The organism is Lacipirellula sp., from assembly GCF_965279485.1.
Lineage (GTDB): Bacteria > Planctomycetota > Planctomycetia > Pirellulales > Lacipirellulaceae > Lacipirellula.
On record NZ_CBDIIC010000001.1, the window covers coordinates 344,691 to 359,589 of the forward strand.

Here is a 14,899-nt window from a genome sequence, read left to right on the forward strand (position 1 = left end):
AACAGATAGTGAATGTTGAGGTCCCCTCCCCTTGAGGAGGATTATGCAAGTGCCAGCAGTTCCGGTTGCCGGATTTTGATCCACCGGAGGCCGTTGAGAATGAATTTGGCTTGCACCCAATGTCGGACTCGGTGGAAGCGTCGCACCCAGGCTGGCAGCGGGGCTAAGACTCCTCCGGTGCTTGCCAAGACGCCGAACTGTCGCTCGATGGCGCCACGCTCGCGATAGAGCTCGCGGCCGAACGGCGTGGCCAACAGTTCGATCGATCGCAGGCGGCTCGGGCTTTGGCGACGATGGCCGAGGCCGTTGCGACCGCGACTGGGCGTCTTCTTGGCGACGAGTTGAAACCCGGCTTGCGCCGCCGCATCGTAGAGCCCGTTCGCGTCGTACTGCGTATCTCCCAGCAGATAACCGCCGCCTGGCAGTGATTCGAACAACCGACGCGCGACGGTCTTCTCGCTCACGTTCATCGGAGCGAGCGACCACGTCGTAAACAACGGCCCTCCATTCCACACGGCGTGCAGCTTGTAACCTTTCTGCTTCCCCTTCGCGCCGCGACCCCAGGCGGCGTCCCGGTCCTGACTGATCGGACTGACCGCCAAGGCCTTGCCGTCGATGATGTGGATCCACTGCCGCCCTAAACCAATTAAGATCAGCAGTTGCTGCTCTACCGCCGTCAACAACTCCACGGCGTCCGCCTGCTTCAGTCGTCGACTGAGCGTGCTCTGCGGCGGCAGTGGATCGAGCCGCAGATCAGCCGGCCACTCCTCGGCACACGCCGCCCAACTCGTCGGCCGATCGTGCACCACCGCCCAGAAGTAAACCGCCACAATCTCCGCCGTCGAGTACTTCCAACTTCCCCAACGCTTGTCCAATCCGCGCGCTAATAGGTAAAGTGCCAGCCAGAGTTCGCGTTCCATAAAACTCTCCTTGTCAGGGGTTTGCTACCGACAAGGTGGAACGCGGACTCCTTCTTTTCAAGACGCTGCTAGCAGTTGCATAATCCTCTTGAGGAGGAGGGCTAGGGAGGGGTGGCGGCAGCTGGTACCAGGCGCGATCCCCCCTCCCCAACCCTCCCCTCCAGGGGGAGGGAGCCAGAGGATGCGCGGGGCGCCTAATGCGCGTGATGAATCTGATCAATCACCCGCATCGCCTGCCACTTGCCGGTGCGATACCGCAGCACGTAAATCACGGCCAGCGTCGACACCCAAATCGCAATAAACCACCACGCTCCGTAGACGTTGAAGTTGAACACGTTGACGCCCAGGTAGCTGCCGAGCGACACCATCGCCGACATAAAGCAGCTCACGATCATCACGAACCGCGTATCGCCGGCGCCGCGCAGCACGCTCACCAGGATGATCACCGCCGCGTCGAACATGTTGTACGCCGCGACGAACCGCATCAGGTAACTCGTCATCGCCTCGACGCCAGCCTTCGCCGGTTCATCGTGCGCGGCAGTCGTCGACTCGGCCGCGACCGCTCCCGGCGAGACTTCTTCCGTCGCCGCTGCTACCGGCGCCTCGCCATGCGTGAAGAACGTCTGCAAGAACACCCGCGGCGCGAACACGAACACCAGCGAAATCACGCCCATGTAGACGAGGCTCATCGACAGCGTCGTCCGCGCGGCCCGCTGAGCCAACTCCGGCCGATCTTCGCCGAGCTTCTGCCCCACGAGCACCGCCGTCGCCATCCCCAGGCCCCACACCGGCATGAACGCCACTTGGCTCACGCGAAACGCCAAACTCGTCGCCTCCGCCTCGGCGACGCCGATCTTCGCGACGAACATCATGAACAGCGCGAACCCGGTGACGTCGAGCATCATTTGCATGCCGCTCGGCCCGCCGAAGCGAATCATCCGCCGCAACAGCTGCCGGTCCGGCTTAAAGTCGGCTGTATTGAACGCCGCCCGATTGGCCGGCAGCAAAATGAGCACGGCGTAAGAAACAGCTCGCCACCACTGCGCGAGCACCGTCGCCCACGCGGCGCCGTCGATCCCCCACGACTCGATGCCGAACCACCCCCGCACCAGCATCAGCGCCAGAATGAGATTCACCACCACGGCGCCGGCGTCGACGACCATTACCACCCAAGTCTTGCCGCGGCCGCTGTAGAAGCACTCCAACGACTGCGCGATCAGCATGCCCGGCGCGCCGTAACAAAGAATCTGAAAGAAGAGCGCCTCCAACCGCGCGAGTTCTTTCTCGTGACCGAACAGATCAAACAGCTGCGGCGCGAACCACTGCGCCACCGGCACGAGCAACGAGAACGACAGCGCGAGCCACGCCCCTTGCCACACGGCGGGGCCGATTTTGTTCGGCTGCTCATCGCCGAAGTACTGCGCGACGAACGTGGCGCTATACGAACAAATTCCCCAGAACAAACTAATCGAGGCAAACCAGATAATGCCCGCCTGATAGGCCGCAGCCATTGCCGTGCCGGAAACCTGCATCAGAATCGCAGAGTCGATGAATTGCATCAACGTCCACGAGAGCGTCGTCACAACCATCGGCACCGCAATTTGCAGCACCTCACGTCCCCCCGCGGGCCGCGACCACCATGACGTTGTTTCGCTCGCTTCGCTTCCGTTCGACATGAATTCCGCCTATCGCTGTTGCTCGTACCTCTAGCCCCGGGCTCCGCCCGGGGGTCGCTCACCATTCTAGTAGGCGTCGCCCCGCGTTGTGCTAACCGACCCCCGGGCGGAGCCCGGGGCTAGATTAACGACTCTCGCCGCAATGCGTGCCGAACAAGACAGCCCCCGCCCCGCGCAGGTTCACTCCGCCGGCGACGCCAACGGGTTCGGCTCCTCAATCGCCGGATGGACGCCCGGCCCGTCGACGTTGTACCACTTCGCGAGCACGTCGCGCCAACCGCCAACAATCTTCACCGTGCCGAAGTCGGCTCGCACCTCGCTATGCTGCGGATGGAGCTGCGAATATTTGATGCCAAATTTCCGCATCGTCGGGATGCAGCGCTCGGCGCCATACAGCTCCTCGGCCAGTCGGTAGTGCTCGGCAATCACCTCGCGCTGTTCGTGCAACGTCGGCGGCGCCGGCAGCGGTTGGCCTGTAGCTAAGACGCGACATTGCTGGAACACCCACGGATTGCCGATGCAGCCCCGCGCGACCGTCACGCCGTCGACGCCGGTGTACTCCATCATGTCGAGGCACGCCTGGGCGTTGAACAAATCGCCGCTGCCCAGAATCACGCGGTCGCCGGCGTACGCCTTCAGCTCCCGCAAAAATTCCCACCGCGACGGCCCGTCGTATCGCTGCAGCACCGTCCGGCCATGCACCGTCACCGCCACGACGCCACGTGCGTAGGCGCCGTCGAAGATCTCAAAAAACTTCTCACGGCTCTCCGCCGAATCATCAATCCCGCGGCGCATTTTGAGGGTCACCGGAATATGGGCCGGCACCGCATCGCGGACACGAGTCACAATTTCGAGCGCCACTTCGGGTTGGCTCAAATGAAATCCGCCGCGGCATCGGCCCAGCACCTTCTTCACCGGGCAGCCGAAGTTGATGTCGATAACGTCGAAACCTTTTTCGACGAGCTTCACCGCCGCCGGGCCAAATTGCTCCGGCTCGGCGCCCATCAACTGCCCCGCGACCGGATGCTCCTCGTCGGCCACATGCATCAGGTGACTGTTGCGCGGCCGATCCTTCACCTGCATGATGAAGTAGTCGAGCATCACCTCGCACAGCGTGTAGCTCGCCCCGAGGCGGCGCGCGATCACCCGCATCGCGGTGTCGCTGTATCCGCTCAGCGCAGCCTGCACCACGGGGAAATCGAGTTCGATATTCCCGATGCGGAGGGGCTTCAGCGAGTGAGTGGTGGCAGTGGTCATCGGTTTAGGTAGGAAGCCCCATTTTTCTGCAACGAGCGTCGCCGTCAAGCGCGACGGCGTGTGATTGAATGATCAATCATGGTTGCCGAGCGACTCAAGCATCCCCTGCATTCTCTAATCTCTGGGAAAAAAAGCTCATCCAACTGCAAGCCCCAGTCTTCCATATAACGAAACCATGAGGTCCCCTCCCCCTTGAGGGGAGGGTTAGGGAGGGGGGCGGCAGCGGGTACCAGGGTTCCACCCCCTCCCCAGCCCTCCCCTCAAGGGGGAGGGAGCCACAACATTCAGAGTGGATCAGCACGCACTTAAATAGTGCTTCCGTGGTGCATGATTAGATTCAGGTACTCCAAGATCACTCTGACGTTTAGTGTGCTACATCATGTCGCCCCTTTCTGGGCTATTCTTCACACGGCTCGTGCATTGGTGTGTTACTCAAGGCATCGTTCCCAAAATCTCTGCACGAACCGTCGCGTCCTCTTCAATTCCCAATCGCGCCCGCAACAACGCCGCCGCTTCCACTTCCGGCTCCGCTGCCGCGATCCGCCCCAGCGCCCACGCGGCTGCCGCCCGCACGAGCGGCGCTACATCATTCAACCCCCGCGCAAGCGCCGGCAGCGCCGACGCCCGTCCCTGATTCCCCAACACAATCGCCGCGTTGCGCAACAACCCATCCCGATGCGGCCGCCACAACGGCGTCTTGCGAAACCGTCGCCGGAACGCGTCGTCATCCAGCTCGAAGAGCGATGTCAGTTCGAGCGGGTTCATCGCCTCCACCGGCTGCAACCGCTCGATTTCGCTCACCGGCGCGAACCGATTCCACGGACAAACCTCTTGGCAGACGTCGCAGCCGAAGACCCAGTCGTGCATCCCGGGCCGCAGCTCGGCCGGAATGTGATCCCGCAATTCGATGGTGAGATAACTAATGCAGCGCGACGCATCGAGCACACCCGCCTGCGGAAACGCCTGCGTCGGGCACGCATCAAGACACGCCGTACAAGTGCCGCAGTGATCGGCCTCAAACGCGTCGTCGGCGGCTAGCTCCACATCCGTCAGCAGAGCGGCGAGAAAGAAATAGCTCCCCGCATCGCGGCTGAGCAACAGGGTGTTCTTACCGACCCAGCCGAGTCCCGCTCGCTGCGCGAACTCCCGCTCCAGCAGCGGCGCCGTATCGACCACGCCCCGCGTTGTCGCCGCCGGCGCCAGCTCGCGCAAGTAGTCGGCAAGATCATGCAGCTTGTCGCGAATCACATCGTGGTAGTCCGCCTCGCCCCACGCATACCGCGCGACCCGCCCCTCGCCGTCCCCCGCCGGCGCCGCCTCGGCCGTGCGATACGGCAACCCCAGCAGCAACAAGCTCCGCACCCCCTCGAGCACATGCCGCGGATGAGCATACGCCTCGCGGCGGTCGTGCAGATACTTCATCTGCCCCGCATAGCCGCGATCAAGCCACTCGCCGAGCCGCGCCACGCCGTTAGGCGCTGCGGCATCGCACACGCCCGTAAGCGCAAAGTCCAGTTCACTGGCTCGCAACTTCAGAGCGGCGGTAAGTTCGGCTGGCGACACGACTGGTTCGTTATGAGAGTTGAAAAATCTGATATAAAAGTCGTGACAGCGCCCTAGCCCCGGGCTCCGCCCGGGGGTCGCTCACCATTTCGGTAAGCGTTGCCCCGCGTTGTGCTAACCGACCCCCGGGCAGAGCCCGGGGCTAGAACGCCAAACCCACCATTCTAACTCCCAACCGCCAATGCGAAGGCCCCTCACGCGCCGGCGAAAAATTCTCCTCGCCCTCCTCATCGTAGCCATCGTCATCGTCGTTTCCGTCTCGCGGCCGGCCGGGCACCTCGCCACCGTCGCTTGGCAAGACGCCGACCAACTCCAGCCGCTGGCCGCCGGCTACATCGACGATGCCAGCCGGCTGAACGCCTCGCACGTCGCCGAAGTTTGGCCCATCCCGGCCGATCCCGCGCAAGCCGAATCGCAGCTCCGCGACCTCCTCGTCCGCGCTCGCCGCGACAAGCTGAGCATCTCGATCGCCGGCGCCCGCCATTCGATGGGAGGCCACACGATCTCACCCGACGGCATCGTCATCGATATGACGCCCTTCCACGCGATGTCGTTCGATCCCGAAACGAACCTCCTTCGCGTCCAGGCCGGCGCCCGCTGGTCGGAAATCATTCCCTATCTCGATCCCGTCGGCCGTTCGGTCGCCGTCATGCAATCGAACAACAGTTTTACGGTCGGCGGTTCGCTGAGCGTCAACTGCCACGGCTGGCAATATGGCCGGCCGCCGATCGCCTCGACGGTGGAGAGCTTTCGGCTGCTACTCGCCGACGGCACGATCAAAACCTGCAGCCGCACCGAGAATGCGGAACTCTTCGCCCTCGCCCTCGGCGGCTACGGCCTGTTCGGCGTGATCCTCGACGCCGACCTCCGCGTCATCCCGAACGCCCGCTACCGGCTCGAACAATTCGTCGTCTCGCTCAACCAGGCGCTCGCGACGTACGACGCCGAGATCGCCGGCCGCGACGACGTGGCGATGGCCTACGGCCGACTCGGCATCGCGCCGTCGCATTTTCTCGAAGACGTCATCATCAACGTCTTCCACGAAGGCCCCGGCGGCCCGATCCCGCCGCTTGCCTCGGCCAACTCGATCAAACTCCGCCGCAATTTGTTTCGCGGCTCGGTGGGCAGCGACTACGGCAAAGAACTCCGCTGGTCGGCCGAGGCGAAGCTGCAACCGCACCTCAACAAGGAGTACTTTTCGAGGAATCAGCTCCTCAACGAGGGAGTCGAGGTCTTCCAAAACCGCTCGGCCGCGTCGACCGACATCTTGCACGAGTACTTCGTCCCCCGCAGCGGCGTCGCCAGTTTCATCGCCGCGCTGCGCGAGACGATCCCCAAGCACGACATCGACCTGCTGAACGTGACGGTCCGCTTCGTCGAGGAGGACCACGACACGTTCCTCCGCTACGCCACCGAAGAGATGTTCGCGTTCGTGATGCTGTTCAACCAACCGACCACCGCGGCTGCCGAGGCCGAAATGAAAGCGGTGTCGCAGGCGCTGATCGAAGCCTCCCTCGCCGCCGGCGGGCGGTATTATTTGCCGTACCGCCTCCACGCCACGCCGGCGGAGTTTGCCCGGGCATACCCGCAAGGGGCGGAGTTTTTTGCCGAGAAGCGGAAATACGACCCCGACGGGGTTTTTCAGAACAAGTTCCATCTGAAGTACGGCGAGGGCGAGTGAGCAACGCCATGTATTGTTTCAGGGTGCCACTGGCATCTTGCCATTGCAGACGCGCCGGGCGACTCGCCCGTGAAGATCGAACTGCATTGAGCCCCGAAGGGGCTGGCAGTCAATAGCCAGGGGCGTAAGCCCCTGGGTAAACGTCGCCGTCAACACCCGTAGCCCCAACGGGGCGACAGTGCCGTGACCCACTTTCGCCCCGTTGGGGCTACGGCGTTTGTTTCACGCACGGGTCCAGGGGCTTGCGCCCCTGGCTATTAACGAACGCCCCTTCGGGGCTGAATTTCGGACTCAATTGGGATAAATTTCATCCGCAAGAAAACGCTTCAAATAAATCGCCGCCCAAACAGCCCGCCAATCCTCCCCTCACGCCCCCGTTTGAACCCCAAAATTGCCCGCCGCTCCCTCAAAAACGCCCGCACAACCCGCACACCCCCTCCCACCCCACCGTTGCGGCGAAAACTCGGCTGATTAGGCTGGATAGGAGAGCGACCAAGTCGAGTCGTTGCACCTACCGCGAGACTCACCCCCGAGGCGTCCCCACGATGAACTTCCGACGAATCTTGTTGTCCGCCTTCCTCCTCGCCGCCGCGTCCGCCGGCAGCCAGGCCCACGCCCAATGCGGCCCCTACGGCGGCGGCTACGGTTTTGGCGGCGCCTGGGACATGGGCCGCCTCTACGGCGTCATGGCCGACAACGTTCCCTACTTCGCCGCCTTTCCGCCGGTTTACTACAGCCAGCCGGTGCCGCGCACCTACGGCTACAGCCCCTTCGCCTACCCGCCGGGCGTGATGACCCCCGAGGTCGTCGAAGAGGTCCAACCGGCCGTGATCAACAACCCGTACGTCACGCCGGAACCCGCCGCCGTCGAAGGCCCCGCGATGGTCGCCCCCAACACGGTCGACCAAACCACCAGCGTCGCCCCCACCCGCGGCCCGCAAGTGATCCTCAACCCCTACTTCTCGAAGACCGAGAACGCCGTAGCCGCGGGTCAACGACCCGCCGGAGCGAGCACCAGCCAAGCGTTCTAGTTCATTTGAATTGAACCAGTTCGCAGCAAGCGATACTTAGGGCGTGCTTCAGTTGAAGCGTAGCGTCCGTCATCCCGAACGGAGTGAGGGATCTAGTAGCACCAACGAGCTTCCAGATTCTTCGCTTCGCTCAGAATGACATTGCGGTTAGCTGACAGCGACATTTAAACGAGCTCCAACGGAGCGAAAGTAAATAGCCGGGGGCGCAAGCCCCCGGTTTGCATTGATAGCAACAACCGTAGCCCCGAAGGGGCGACAGTGCCGTGGCCTACTGTCGCCCCTTCGGGGCTGCGGTCTTTCAACTCGACTACGAACCAGGGGCTGACGCCCCTGGCTATTAACTCTCGCCCCGTTGGGGCTCCATGCATGCACTAACTTCGCTGCATTTGGCGCCGCCGCCCGCCCTCCGCGCAACGGCCAGCACTGCTATAGACGCCTCCCGGCAGTTCGCTATCATCCTCGCCATCTCCGACCGCGGCGTAGCGCTACGTCTCGGTCGCCACTTGGGCAGAAAGGATGCTGCCGATGCGGTCCGCCGCCTCACTTGCCATAGTTGCCGTCGCGATCTTCGCCGGGTGTCGTAGCAATTCGACGCCGATGGCGAATCCATTCCTCACCCCCGATCGCGTGCCGCCGCCCACGACGCAGCTCGCGCCGGGCATGGCGGCTCCCTATTATCAGGGCGACGCGATGCCGAACGCCGCGCCGCTCGCTGTCCCCGCTGCCGGGATGCCGCAGATTCCGACCGCAGGCGCACCTGCCGGCGCGTATCTGCCCCCCACCGGCGCTCCGCCCGCCTCGGCCTACCCCGCCGCCCCCGCAGGTTCGGCGTATCCAGCTGGTTCGACGTACCCCGCGGCGAACCCCGTCACCCCCACCGCTCCGCTCAACTACGGCGCATCTGCCGCTCCCGCAGCGAAGGGCGATGCCGTCGGCGTCCCCAACGACGAGCAATCACTCCGCTTTGCCGCCGCCAGCCTGACGCCCACGTCGACCCCCTCCCCCGCTGCCGTCGCCGCCTCGGCCACCAAGCCGACCGCGTCCCAGTTCCGGGCGCCAATCCAATCGATGCTCCCCGTCGCCGGTTCGATGGATGAAGGCGCCGCACGCGCGTTCACGCCAAACGCCGGCGCTCCGGCTCCGAACGCAGCTTCGCAGGCCACGAGCAGCGTCACGCAAGCCAGTTTCGACGCCCCCGTCGCTGCGACTGCAACTGGCACAACACTCGCTGCCGACGGCTTCCGCCCCCAAGGCAGCCAACCCCGCACCGAAGCCGCCGTCCAATCCTCCGGCGCCACCGGCTTCCGCCCGCCCTCGATCGGCAAGCAAACCGCCGCCGGCGACAACCCGAACGGCCGCTACGGCGTCGGTTCGAAGCAAGAATGGCTCCGCGGGCAACTTGAGTACTGGCCCGAGCGGGGCGAGTGGAGCATCAACTACATGGACGAAGGCGCCAAGGACCAAATCGGCGGCCGCGTGCTGATCGACAACCCGCAGGTCCTTGCCAACCTCTCGCCAGGCGAGTTCGTCGCCGTCGAAGGCCAACTCTTCGGCCGCCAAATCGACGAAAGCTCGTACATGCCAGCCTACCGCGTCAGCTCCGTTCAACGCCAACGCCAGTAGTCGCGATGCAAACGGGGTCGGGGGCCTTTTGCCACGAGAGATATTCCTGGCAAAGTGGAATCGCTAGTGGCAAAAGGCCCCCGACCCCTTCCGCGCCGCCACATCATTTGACGCCCCCCGCCCGCGCAACCTATTCTTCAGTTAGGGCGTCAATTTCATCAGAAGCAACGCCCCGCGGAAGAATGGACAGGATCACAGGATTTCATAGATCAACAGGATTGAAGGATACGTAGCGAGCAGATCAGGCATTTCCAAATGCCTCGTCCGCTACCATCCAGTAAATCCAAGCCATCCTGTTATCCTGTCCATTTCTCACTCAGCTCAGCCAACAGAATTAGCTAACGGTCACAGCAAGCCATGGACACCAAGCGCGGGATGGACGTCTCTCGAGTCCCGCGCGGCTGGACCCGCTCGGTCCGCGCCGTCGCCGGCGATCGACTCGCCAAGTGGGCCGCCTGCCTGCCGAAGATCGCCGAGCTTGAACCCAGCCTCGAAAAGCTCGCCGACCACCAGCTCCGCAAAGAAAGCCTCGGCCTCCGTTATCGCGCCCGCAGCGGCGAGCCGCTCGATCGCCTCCTCGTCGAGGCCTTCGCCCTCTGCCGCGAAGCCGGCCGCCGCAAGCTCGGCATGCGACACTTCGACGTCCAACTCCTCGGCGGCGCCGCGGTTCATCACCGCTCGATCGTCGAGATGCAAACGGGGGAAGGCAAAACGCTCACCGCCACGCTGCCGATGTACCTTGCCGCGATCGAAGGCAAAGGCGCCCACCTCGCGACGGTGAACGACTACCTCGCCCGCCGCGACGCCGAGTGGATGAAGCCGCTGTACGAAGCCCTTGGCATGACCGTCGGCATCATCCAAGGCCAGCAGCCGCAAGACGACCGCCGCAAAGCCTACGCCTGCGACGTCACCTACGGCACGGCCAACGAAATGGGCTTCGACTTCCTCCGCGACCGCCTCCTGCTGCGCACCCTAAGCGGCGGCCAGCAAGATCTGTTCGGCCAAATGCTCGGCGGTTCCGCCGGCAAAAGCGATGACCCCGTCCAACGCGGCCTCCACTTCATGCTCGTCGACGAGGCCGACAGTATCCTCATCGACGAAGCCCGCACCCCGCTGATCATCAGCGCGCTTCCCGGTGAAGACGAACAAATCGCCGCCGAGGCCTACCGCTGGGCCGCCGAAGTAAAATCACGGTTCGTCGAAGACGAGCACTTCGAATACGAACACGACGAACGCTCGATCGAACTTTCGCTCGCCGGCCGGCAACTTGTCCGCGGATTGGCTAAACCCGCCGCCATGGACCGCTTACCGCTGTCGGTGATCTACGAGTACGTCACGCGCTCGATCAAAGTCTCGCGCGAGATGTTCCTCAATCGCCAATACGTCGTCCGCGACGGCGAAATCGTCATCGTCGACGAGTTCACCGGCCGCCTCGCTGAAGGCCGCAAGTGGCGGGCCGGCATCCACCAGGCGGTCGAGGCCCAAGAAGGGGTCGAAATCACCTTCGCCACGAACCAGGCCGCCCGCATCACGGTGCAGGACCTCTTCCTCCGCTACGAACGCCTCGGCGGCATGACCGGCACCGCGTCGAGCAGCAGCCGCGAACTCCGCAAAATCTACACCGTCCACGTCGAACCGGTCCCCACGAACCGCCCGCCGGTTCGTCAGCAGTTGCCGACGCTCGTCTTCGGCGACGCCGAACAGAAGTGGGCGGGAGTCGTCGATGATGCGGTCGCCCAACACACCCTCGGCCGCCCCGTCCTCATCGGCACACGCTCGATTGACAAAAGCGAAAAACTCGCCGGCATGCTCGCCGAGCGTGGTGCCGCCGTAACGATCCTCAACGCGAAGCATGTCGAACGCGAAGCCGAAATCGTCGCCGCCGCCGGCGAGATGGGCAAAATCACCGTCGCCACCAACATGGCCGGCCGCGGCACCGACATCCGCCTCGGCCCCGGCGTCCTCGAAGTCGGCGGCCTGCACGTCATTTGCACCGAACTTCACGAAGCCCAGCGCATCGACCGCCAACTCATCGGCCGCTGCGGCCGCCAAGGCGACCCCGGCACCTACCGCCAGTTTCTCGCACTGGACGACGAAATCCTGTTAGGCGGCTACGGCCCCAAGAAGTCAGACCGCTTGAAGCGCCGCGGCGCCGAAGCCACCGGCCCCATCAAAGGCCTCGAATCGGTCTTCCGCAAAGCTCAACAACGCGTCGAACGCCGCCACTTCCGCGACCGTAAGGTAATGCTCTACCACGAAAAAGAGCGGCAAAAAGTCCAACGTCAAATGGGGCAAGACCCGTATCTTGATACGCCCGGCTAATAGCCCCGGGCTCCGCCCGGGGGGCGGTTTCCACTTCGGTTGGTGTTGCCCCGCGTGCTGCTACCCCCAGGCAGAGCCTGGGGCTGGAATACAGGAGTGATCTGGAATCTTTTTAATAAGCCCAGCTCGCCGAAGCATACGGCCCATGCACCGCAAAATTGTTGTGCAGGTGATAAGCCGATTCCAAGAACACGCCAATCCCTTGCACGTTCGGCGGCACGACGACGTCGCTGATCGCGTACTGGCTGATCGCGTTGATGTAGACCGCAGCCTGGTATCCCGCCTCGATTCGCAAAATGCTGCCCCCTTGCATCGGGATCGTTAGTCCGGCGCCCAGCTTCGAATCGATGGCCGGCACCACCCGCGTCGCGTCGGGCGACGAAATCGATTGACGATTCGGCGGCGTGATCCCCAAGCCCGGCAGGTCGGGCGAGATCGCGGCGAAGTCGAGCTGGTTCTCTTGCCGACCAACGAGCGCCGAGCCGGCGATCTGTCCCAAGAGATCAAACCGCCCCTTCACGACGCCCGCCTCCATGCCGAGTCGCGGACCGACGCCGTTAAATAGCGATGAGTTCGTGTTGGTGGATAAGTAACTCCCGTCGAAGCTGGCGAAACTGCCGGTCAGTTCTTCGCTGATCCGCGCGTACTGCAACCCGCCGAAGACCCGCACTTGCGCCGGGCTGCTGTCCGTCAGCAAATGCCCCACTTCGAGGTTGACCGAATCGTACTCGAACTCAACGTTCCCTTGGGCAACGTTGTACAGATTCGAGTCGGGACCAATCTCATAAGGCGGGCCGGCGAACTGCTGGGCGTCGGCAGTGAACGAATCATTCCCGTCAGCGTTCAGGTGCGTCCACGAGAGTCGCACATCGTTGCCGTTCTCCGGCACGATGTAGCGCAGGCCAATGTTGAAGGCCGGGCTCAAACCAGGATCGACCCCTTGGTTCACCCAGTGCGGCGAAGGCGCCGGCAGCGGCGTCACCTGCGTGCCGTACTCCAAGTTGTCGGCGATCGGCTGCAGATAGAGGAGCGCCGCACTGAATTCGAGCCGGTTGTAGCACTCGGCCGTCGGCTTTTGCAGTTGGCCCGCGAGCGCCGTCGTCTGGTAAGTGGCGCCGTACGAAGCCGGGTCGACGAACCCCTGGTCGACGGTTGCCGGCGCGTCCGCAGCGGCCGCCGCACTTCCCGCCGTCAACGCTAGCAACAACCCCGACGACCACCGCGAAAACCTGGCCATGATAAGTTCCTGGAGAAAAGTCCGCCCCCAAAACCACCTCCGGAAGGCCAAGCAGTCGCTAGCAAGCGCGCCGTCAGCCATGCGAGCCGAACTCGCGTTGCCGAAGACTATCGGCAAAATCGGCCGCTATCTTCGACATAACCCGTAGGGTTTGCCGCTCTCCCCATTCCTGCCCCACCAACAAACTCCCCCCAACGCGTAGCCGCGGGGCAACGCCCCCGCCGGAGCGAAACTCGATTCGCGCCGCCCCTCGTCAACCCCCAAATATCAGCCACAAGTCCAGTTTTATTAGCCCCCGGTTCTTCAAACCGGTGGCGGTGCGCTGCGCCCGACCCCTTCTCGCGCCGCAATAAAATACGCGGTGGCCAAATTTAGTTGTCGAAACCGGGCCACTAGTTTTGCTAACGTGAACTCGCGTCCGCGAAGTGCACATTCTAGCCCCGGGCTCCGCCCGGGGGGTTGCGCACCGTACGTCGACGCGCACCAGCACGACTAAGTCACCCCCGGGCAGAGCCCGGGGCTATTTACACGTTCACACAGAGGGGACCATCACATGCAACGTCAATACATCCGCCAACGCGAACGCGTCTTCACCGAAGAGATGAAAGTGAAATTCTGCGAGCTAGTCCGTAAGAGCTATTCGCTCGCCGAAGCCGCCCAAGGCGTCGGCGTCACGCTCCGCACGGTGCAGCGCTACCGCCGCGAAGAAGAAGATTTTGACCAAGAAGTGCGGATGGCGAAACTCGCCAAGCCAGACCCACTCAAACTGATGGAATCAGCGGCCCGCACGCACTGGCGCGCCGCGGCCTGGCTCCTCGAGCGCACGAAGCCCGAAACCTACGCCCGCAAACGCGGCGACCTCGCCTCCGGCCTGAAAGTCACGAAGGCGCTGCGGTTGATGATGGAAACCGCGCTCGCCAATACGCCGGAAGAAGCCCGCACCGAACTCTTCAAGCACCTCGATAAAACCTACGAACACGTGCTCGACTGCTGCTTCCCGAGCCTCGGCCCCTGGGACCGCCCGCGCGAACCCAAGATGGCCGACACGCCGTTAGTCTTCCGCGAGCGCGCCAAGTCGGCGCCGGTGATCCACAACTACGGCCTCGGCACCCCCGACGAGTGGTCCTTCGCCGCGCCGCAACCAACCTTAGCCCCCGGTTCTTCAAACCGGGGGCACAACGCCAAGCCCTCCGAGGGAAGGTGGGTGCTCGCACCCACCACGCCCAGCGAGGAGTCCATCGCCCCTTCGCAAACCGAGCAACCTCCAGCGCCACAAACAACCAACAACGATGTCGCATCAAACGACCTCGACGCGGCAAAGGTGGGTGCAAGCACCCACCCTACGGAAGCGGAGCGCGCCCAACGCCACCAAGAACTCCTCGACTGGGGCGTGCGTCTCATGCAAAACGAGCAACGCCAAAAAGACCGCGACAAGTACGACCGCTTAATGTCGCGTAAAACGAAGAAAGCGACACAAGCGACACAAGCGACGCGAAGCGAGAAGCGACGTCAGAACCGCCGCCGCGCTGCTTAGCCCCCGGTTCTTCAAACCGGGGGCTCGATCGATGTTGCCCACACGCACCGCCGTC

General features: G+C 63.5%; 10 protein-coding genes. 5 read left to right on the forward strand and 5 right to left on the reverse strand.

Annotated features, from left to right (window positions below):
- Positions 1-41: 41 nt before the first annotated feature.
- The 4 genes from ACQY7R_RS01455 to queG all read right to left on the reverse strand — a co-directional run bounded on the left by ACQY7R_RS01455 (position 42) and on the right by queG (position 5,416).
- Positions 42-920 carry a transposase gene (locus ACQY7R_RS01455; RefSeq protein WP_428303823.1) on the reverse strand — a complete coding sequence of 293 codons (879 nt, stop codon included), beginning with the start codon at positions 918-920 and terminating at the stop codon, positions 42-44.
- Positions 921-1,114: 194 nt separating this feature from the next.
- A complete protein-coding gene (locus ACQY7R_RS01460) occupies positions 1,115-2,596 on the reverse strand; it encodes an MATE family efflux transporter (RefSeq protein ID WP_428303824.1) in 1,482 nt (493 codons plus the stop codon).
- 180 nt (positions 2,597-2,776) lie between these two features.
- Entirely contained in the window at positions 2,777-3,853 is a 1,077-nt protein-coding gene (locus tag ACQY7R_RS01465; RefSeq protein WP_428303825.1) for a tRNA dihydrouridine synthase, read from the reverse strand.
- 432 nt (positions 3,854-4,285) lie between these two features.
- On the reverse strand, positions 4,286-5,416 hold the full coding sequence (queG, locus tag ACQY7R_RS01470; RefSeq protein ID WP_428303826.1) for a tRNA epoxyqueuosine(34) reductase QueG: 1,131 nt from the start codon (positions 5,414-5,416) through the stop codon (positions 4,286-4,288).
- Positions 5,417-5,597: 181 nt separating this feature from the next.
- Between queG and ACQY7R_RS01475 the strand changes: the two genes are divergently transcribed.
- The 4 genes from ACQY7R_RS01475 (at position 5,598) to ACQY7R_RS01490 (ending at position 12,073) form a co-directional block, all read left to right on the forward strand.
- Positions 5,598-7,097: an FAD-binding oxidoreductase gene (locus ACQY7R_RS01475; RefSeq protein ID WP_428303827.1), complete on the forward strand. Its 1,500-nt coding sequence runs from the start codon at positions 5,598-5,600 to the stop codon at positions 7,095-7,097.
- A gap of 545 nt (positions 7,098-7,642) precedes the next feature.
- Entirely contained in the window at positions 7,643-8,128 is a 486-nt protein-coding gene (locus ACQY7R_RS01480) for a hypothetical protein (RefSeq protein WP_428303828.1), read from the forward strand.
- Between the two features lie 525 nt (positions 8,129-8,653).
- Positions 8,654-9,751 carry a hypothetical protein gene (locus ACQY7R_RS01485; protein WP_428303829.1) on the forward strand — a complete coding sequence of 366 codons (1,098 nt, stop codon included), beginning with the start codon at positions 8,654-8,656 and terminating at the stop codon, positions 9,749-9,751.
- A 357-nt stretch (positions 9,752-10,108) separates the two neighbouring features.
- Complete coding sequence (locus tag ACQY7R_RS01490) at positions 10,109-12,073, forward strand: preprotein translocase subunit SecA (protein ID WP_428303830.1); 1,965 nt, start codon at positions 10,109-10,111, stop codon at positions 12,071-12,073.
- Between the two features lie 112 nt (positions 12,074-12,185).
- Here the strand turns inward: ACQY7R_RS01490 and ACQY7R_RS01495 are convergent, their stop codons facing one another.
- Positions 12,186-13,310 carry an Lpg1974 family pore-forming outer membrane protein gene (locus ACQY7R_RS01495; RefSeq protein WP_428303831.1) on the reverse strand — a complete coding sequence of 375 codons (1,125 nt, stop codon included), beginning with the start codon at positions 13,308-13,310 and terminating at the stop codon, positions 12,186-12,188.
- A gap of 553 nt (positions 13,311-13,863) precedes the next feature.
- Between ACQY7R_RS01495 and ACQY7R_RS01500 the strand changes: the two genes are divergently transcribed.
- Positions 13,864-14,844 carry a hypothetical protein gene (locus tag ACQY7R_RS01500; RefSeq protein ID WP_428303832.1) on the forward strand — a complete coding sequence of 327 codons (981 nt, stop codon included), beginning with the start codon at positions 13,864-13,866 and terminating at the stop codon, positions 14,842-14,844.
- Positions 14,845-14,899 lie beyond the last annotated feature (55 nt).

What these genes read in the sequence shown, in the direction of transcription:
- ACQY7R_RS01480 (WP_428303828.1), top strand. Translation starts at nt 7,643, where the DNA reads ATGAACTTCCGACGAATCTTGTTGTCCGCCTTCCTCCTCGCCGCCGCG.
- ACQY7R_RS01485 (WP_428303829.1), top strand. Translation starts at nt 8,654, where the DNA reads ATGCGGTCCGCCGCCTCACTTGCCATAGTTGCCGTCGCGATCTTCGCC.
- ACQY7R_RS01495 (WP_428303831.1), bottom strand. Translation starts at nt 13,310, where the DNA reads ATGGCCAGGTTTTCGCGGTGGTCGTCGGGGTTGTTGCTAGCGTTGACG.
- ACQY7R_RS01500 (WP_428303832.1), top strand. Translation starts at nt 13,864, where the DNA reads ATGCAACGTCAATACATCCGCCAACGCGAACGCGTCTTCACCGAAGAG.
- ACQY7R_RS01465 (WP_428303825.1), bottom strand. Translation starts at nt 3,853, where the DNA reads ATGACCACTGCCACCACTCACTCGCTGAAGCCCCTCCGCATCGGGAAT.
- ACQY7R_RS01490 (WP_428303830.1), top strand. Translation starts at nt 10,109, where the DNA reads ATGGACACCAAGCGCGGGATGGACGTCTCTCGAGTCCCGCGCGGCTGG.
- ACQY7R_RS01460 (WP_428303824.1), bottom strand. Translation starts at nt 2,596, where the DNA reads ATGTCGAACGGAAGCGAAGCGAGCGAAACAACGTCATGGTGGTCGCGG.
- ACQY7R_RS01475 (WP_428303827.1), top strand. Translation starts at nt 5,598, where the DNA reads ATGCGAAGGCCCCTCACGCGCCGGCGAAAAATTCTCCTCGCCCTCCTC.
- ACQY7R_RS01455 (WP_428303823.1), bottom strand. Translation starts at nt 920, where the DNA reads ATGGAACGCGAACTCTGGCTGGCACTTTACCTATTAGCGCGCGGATTG.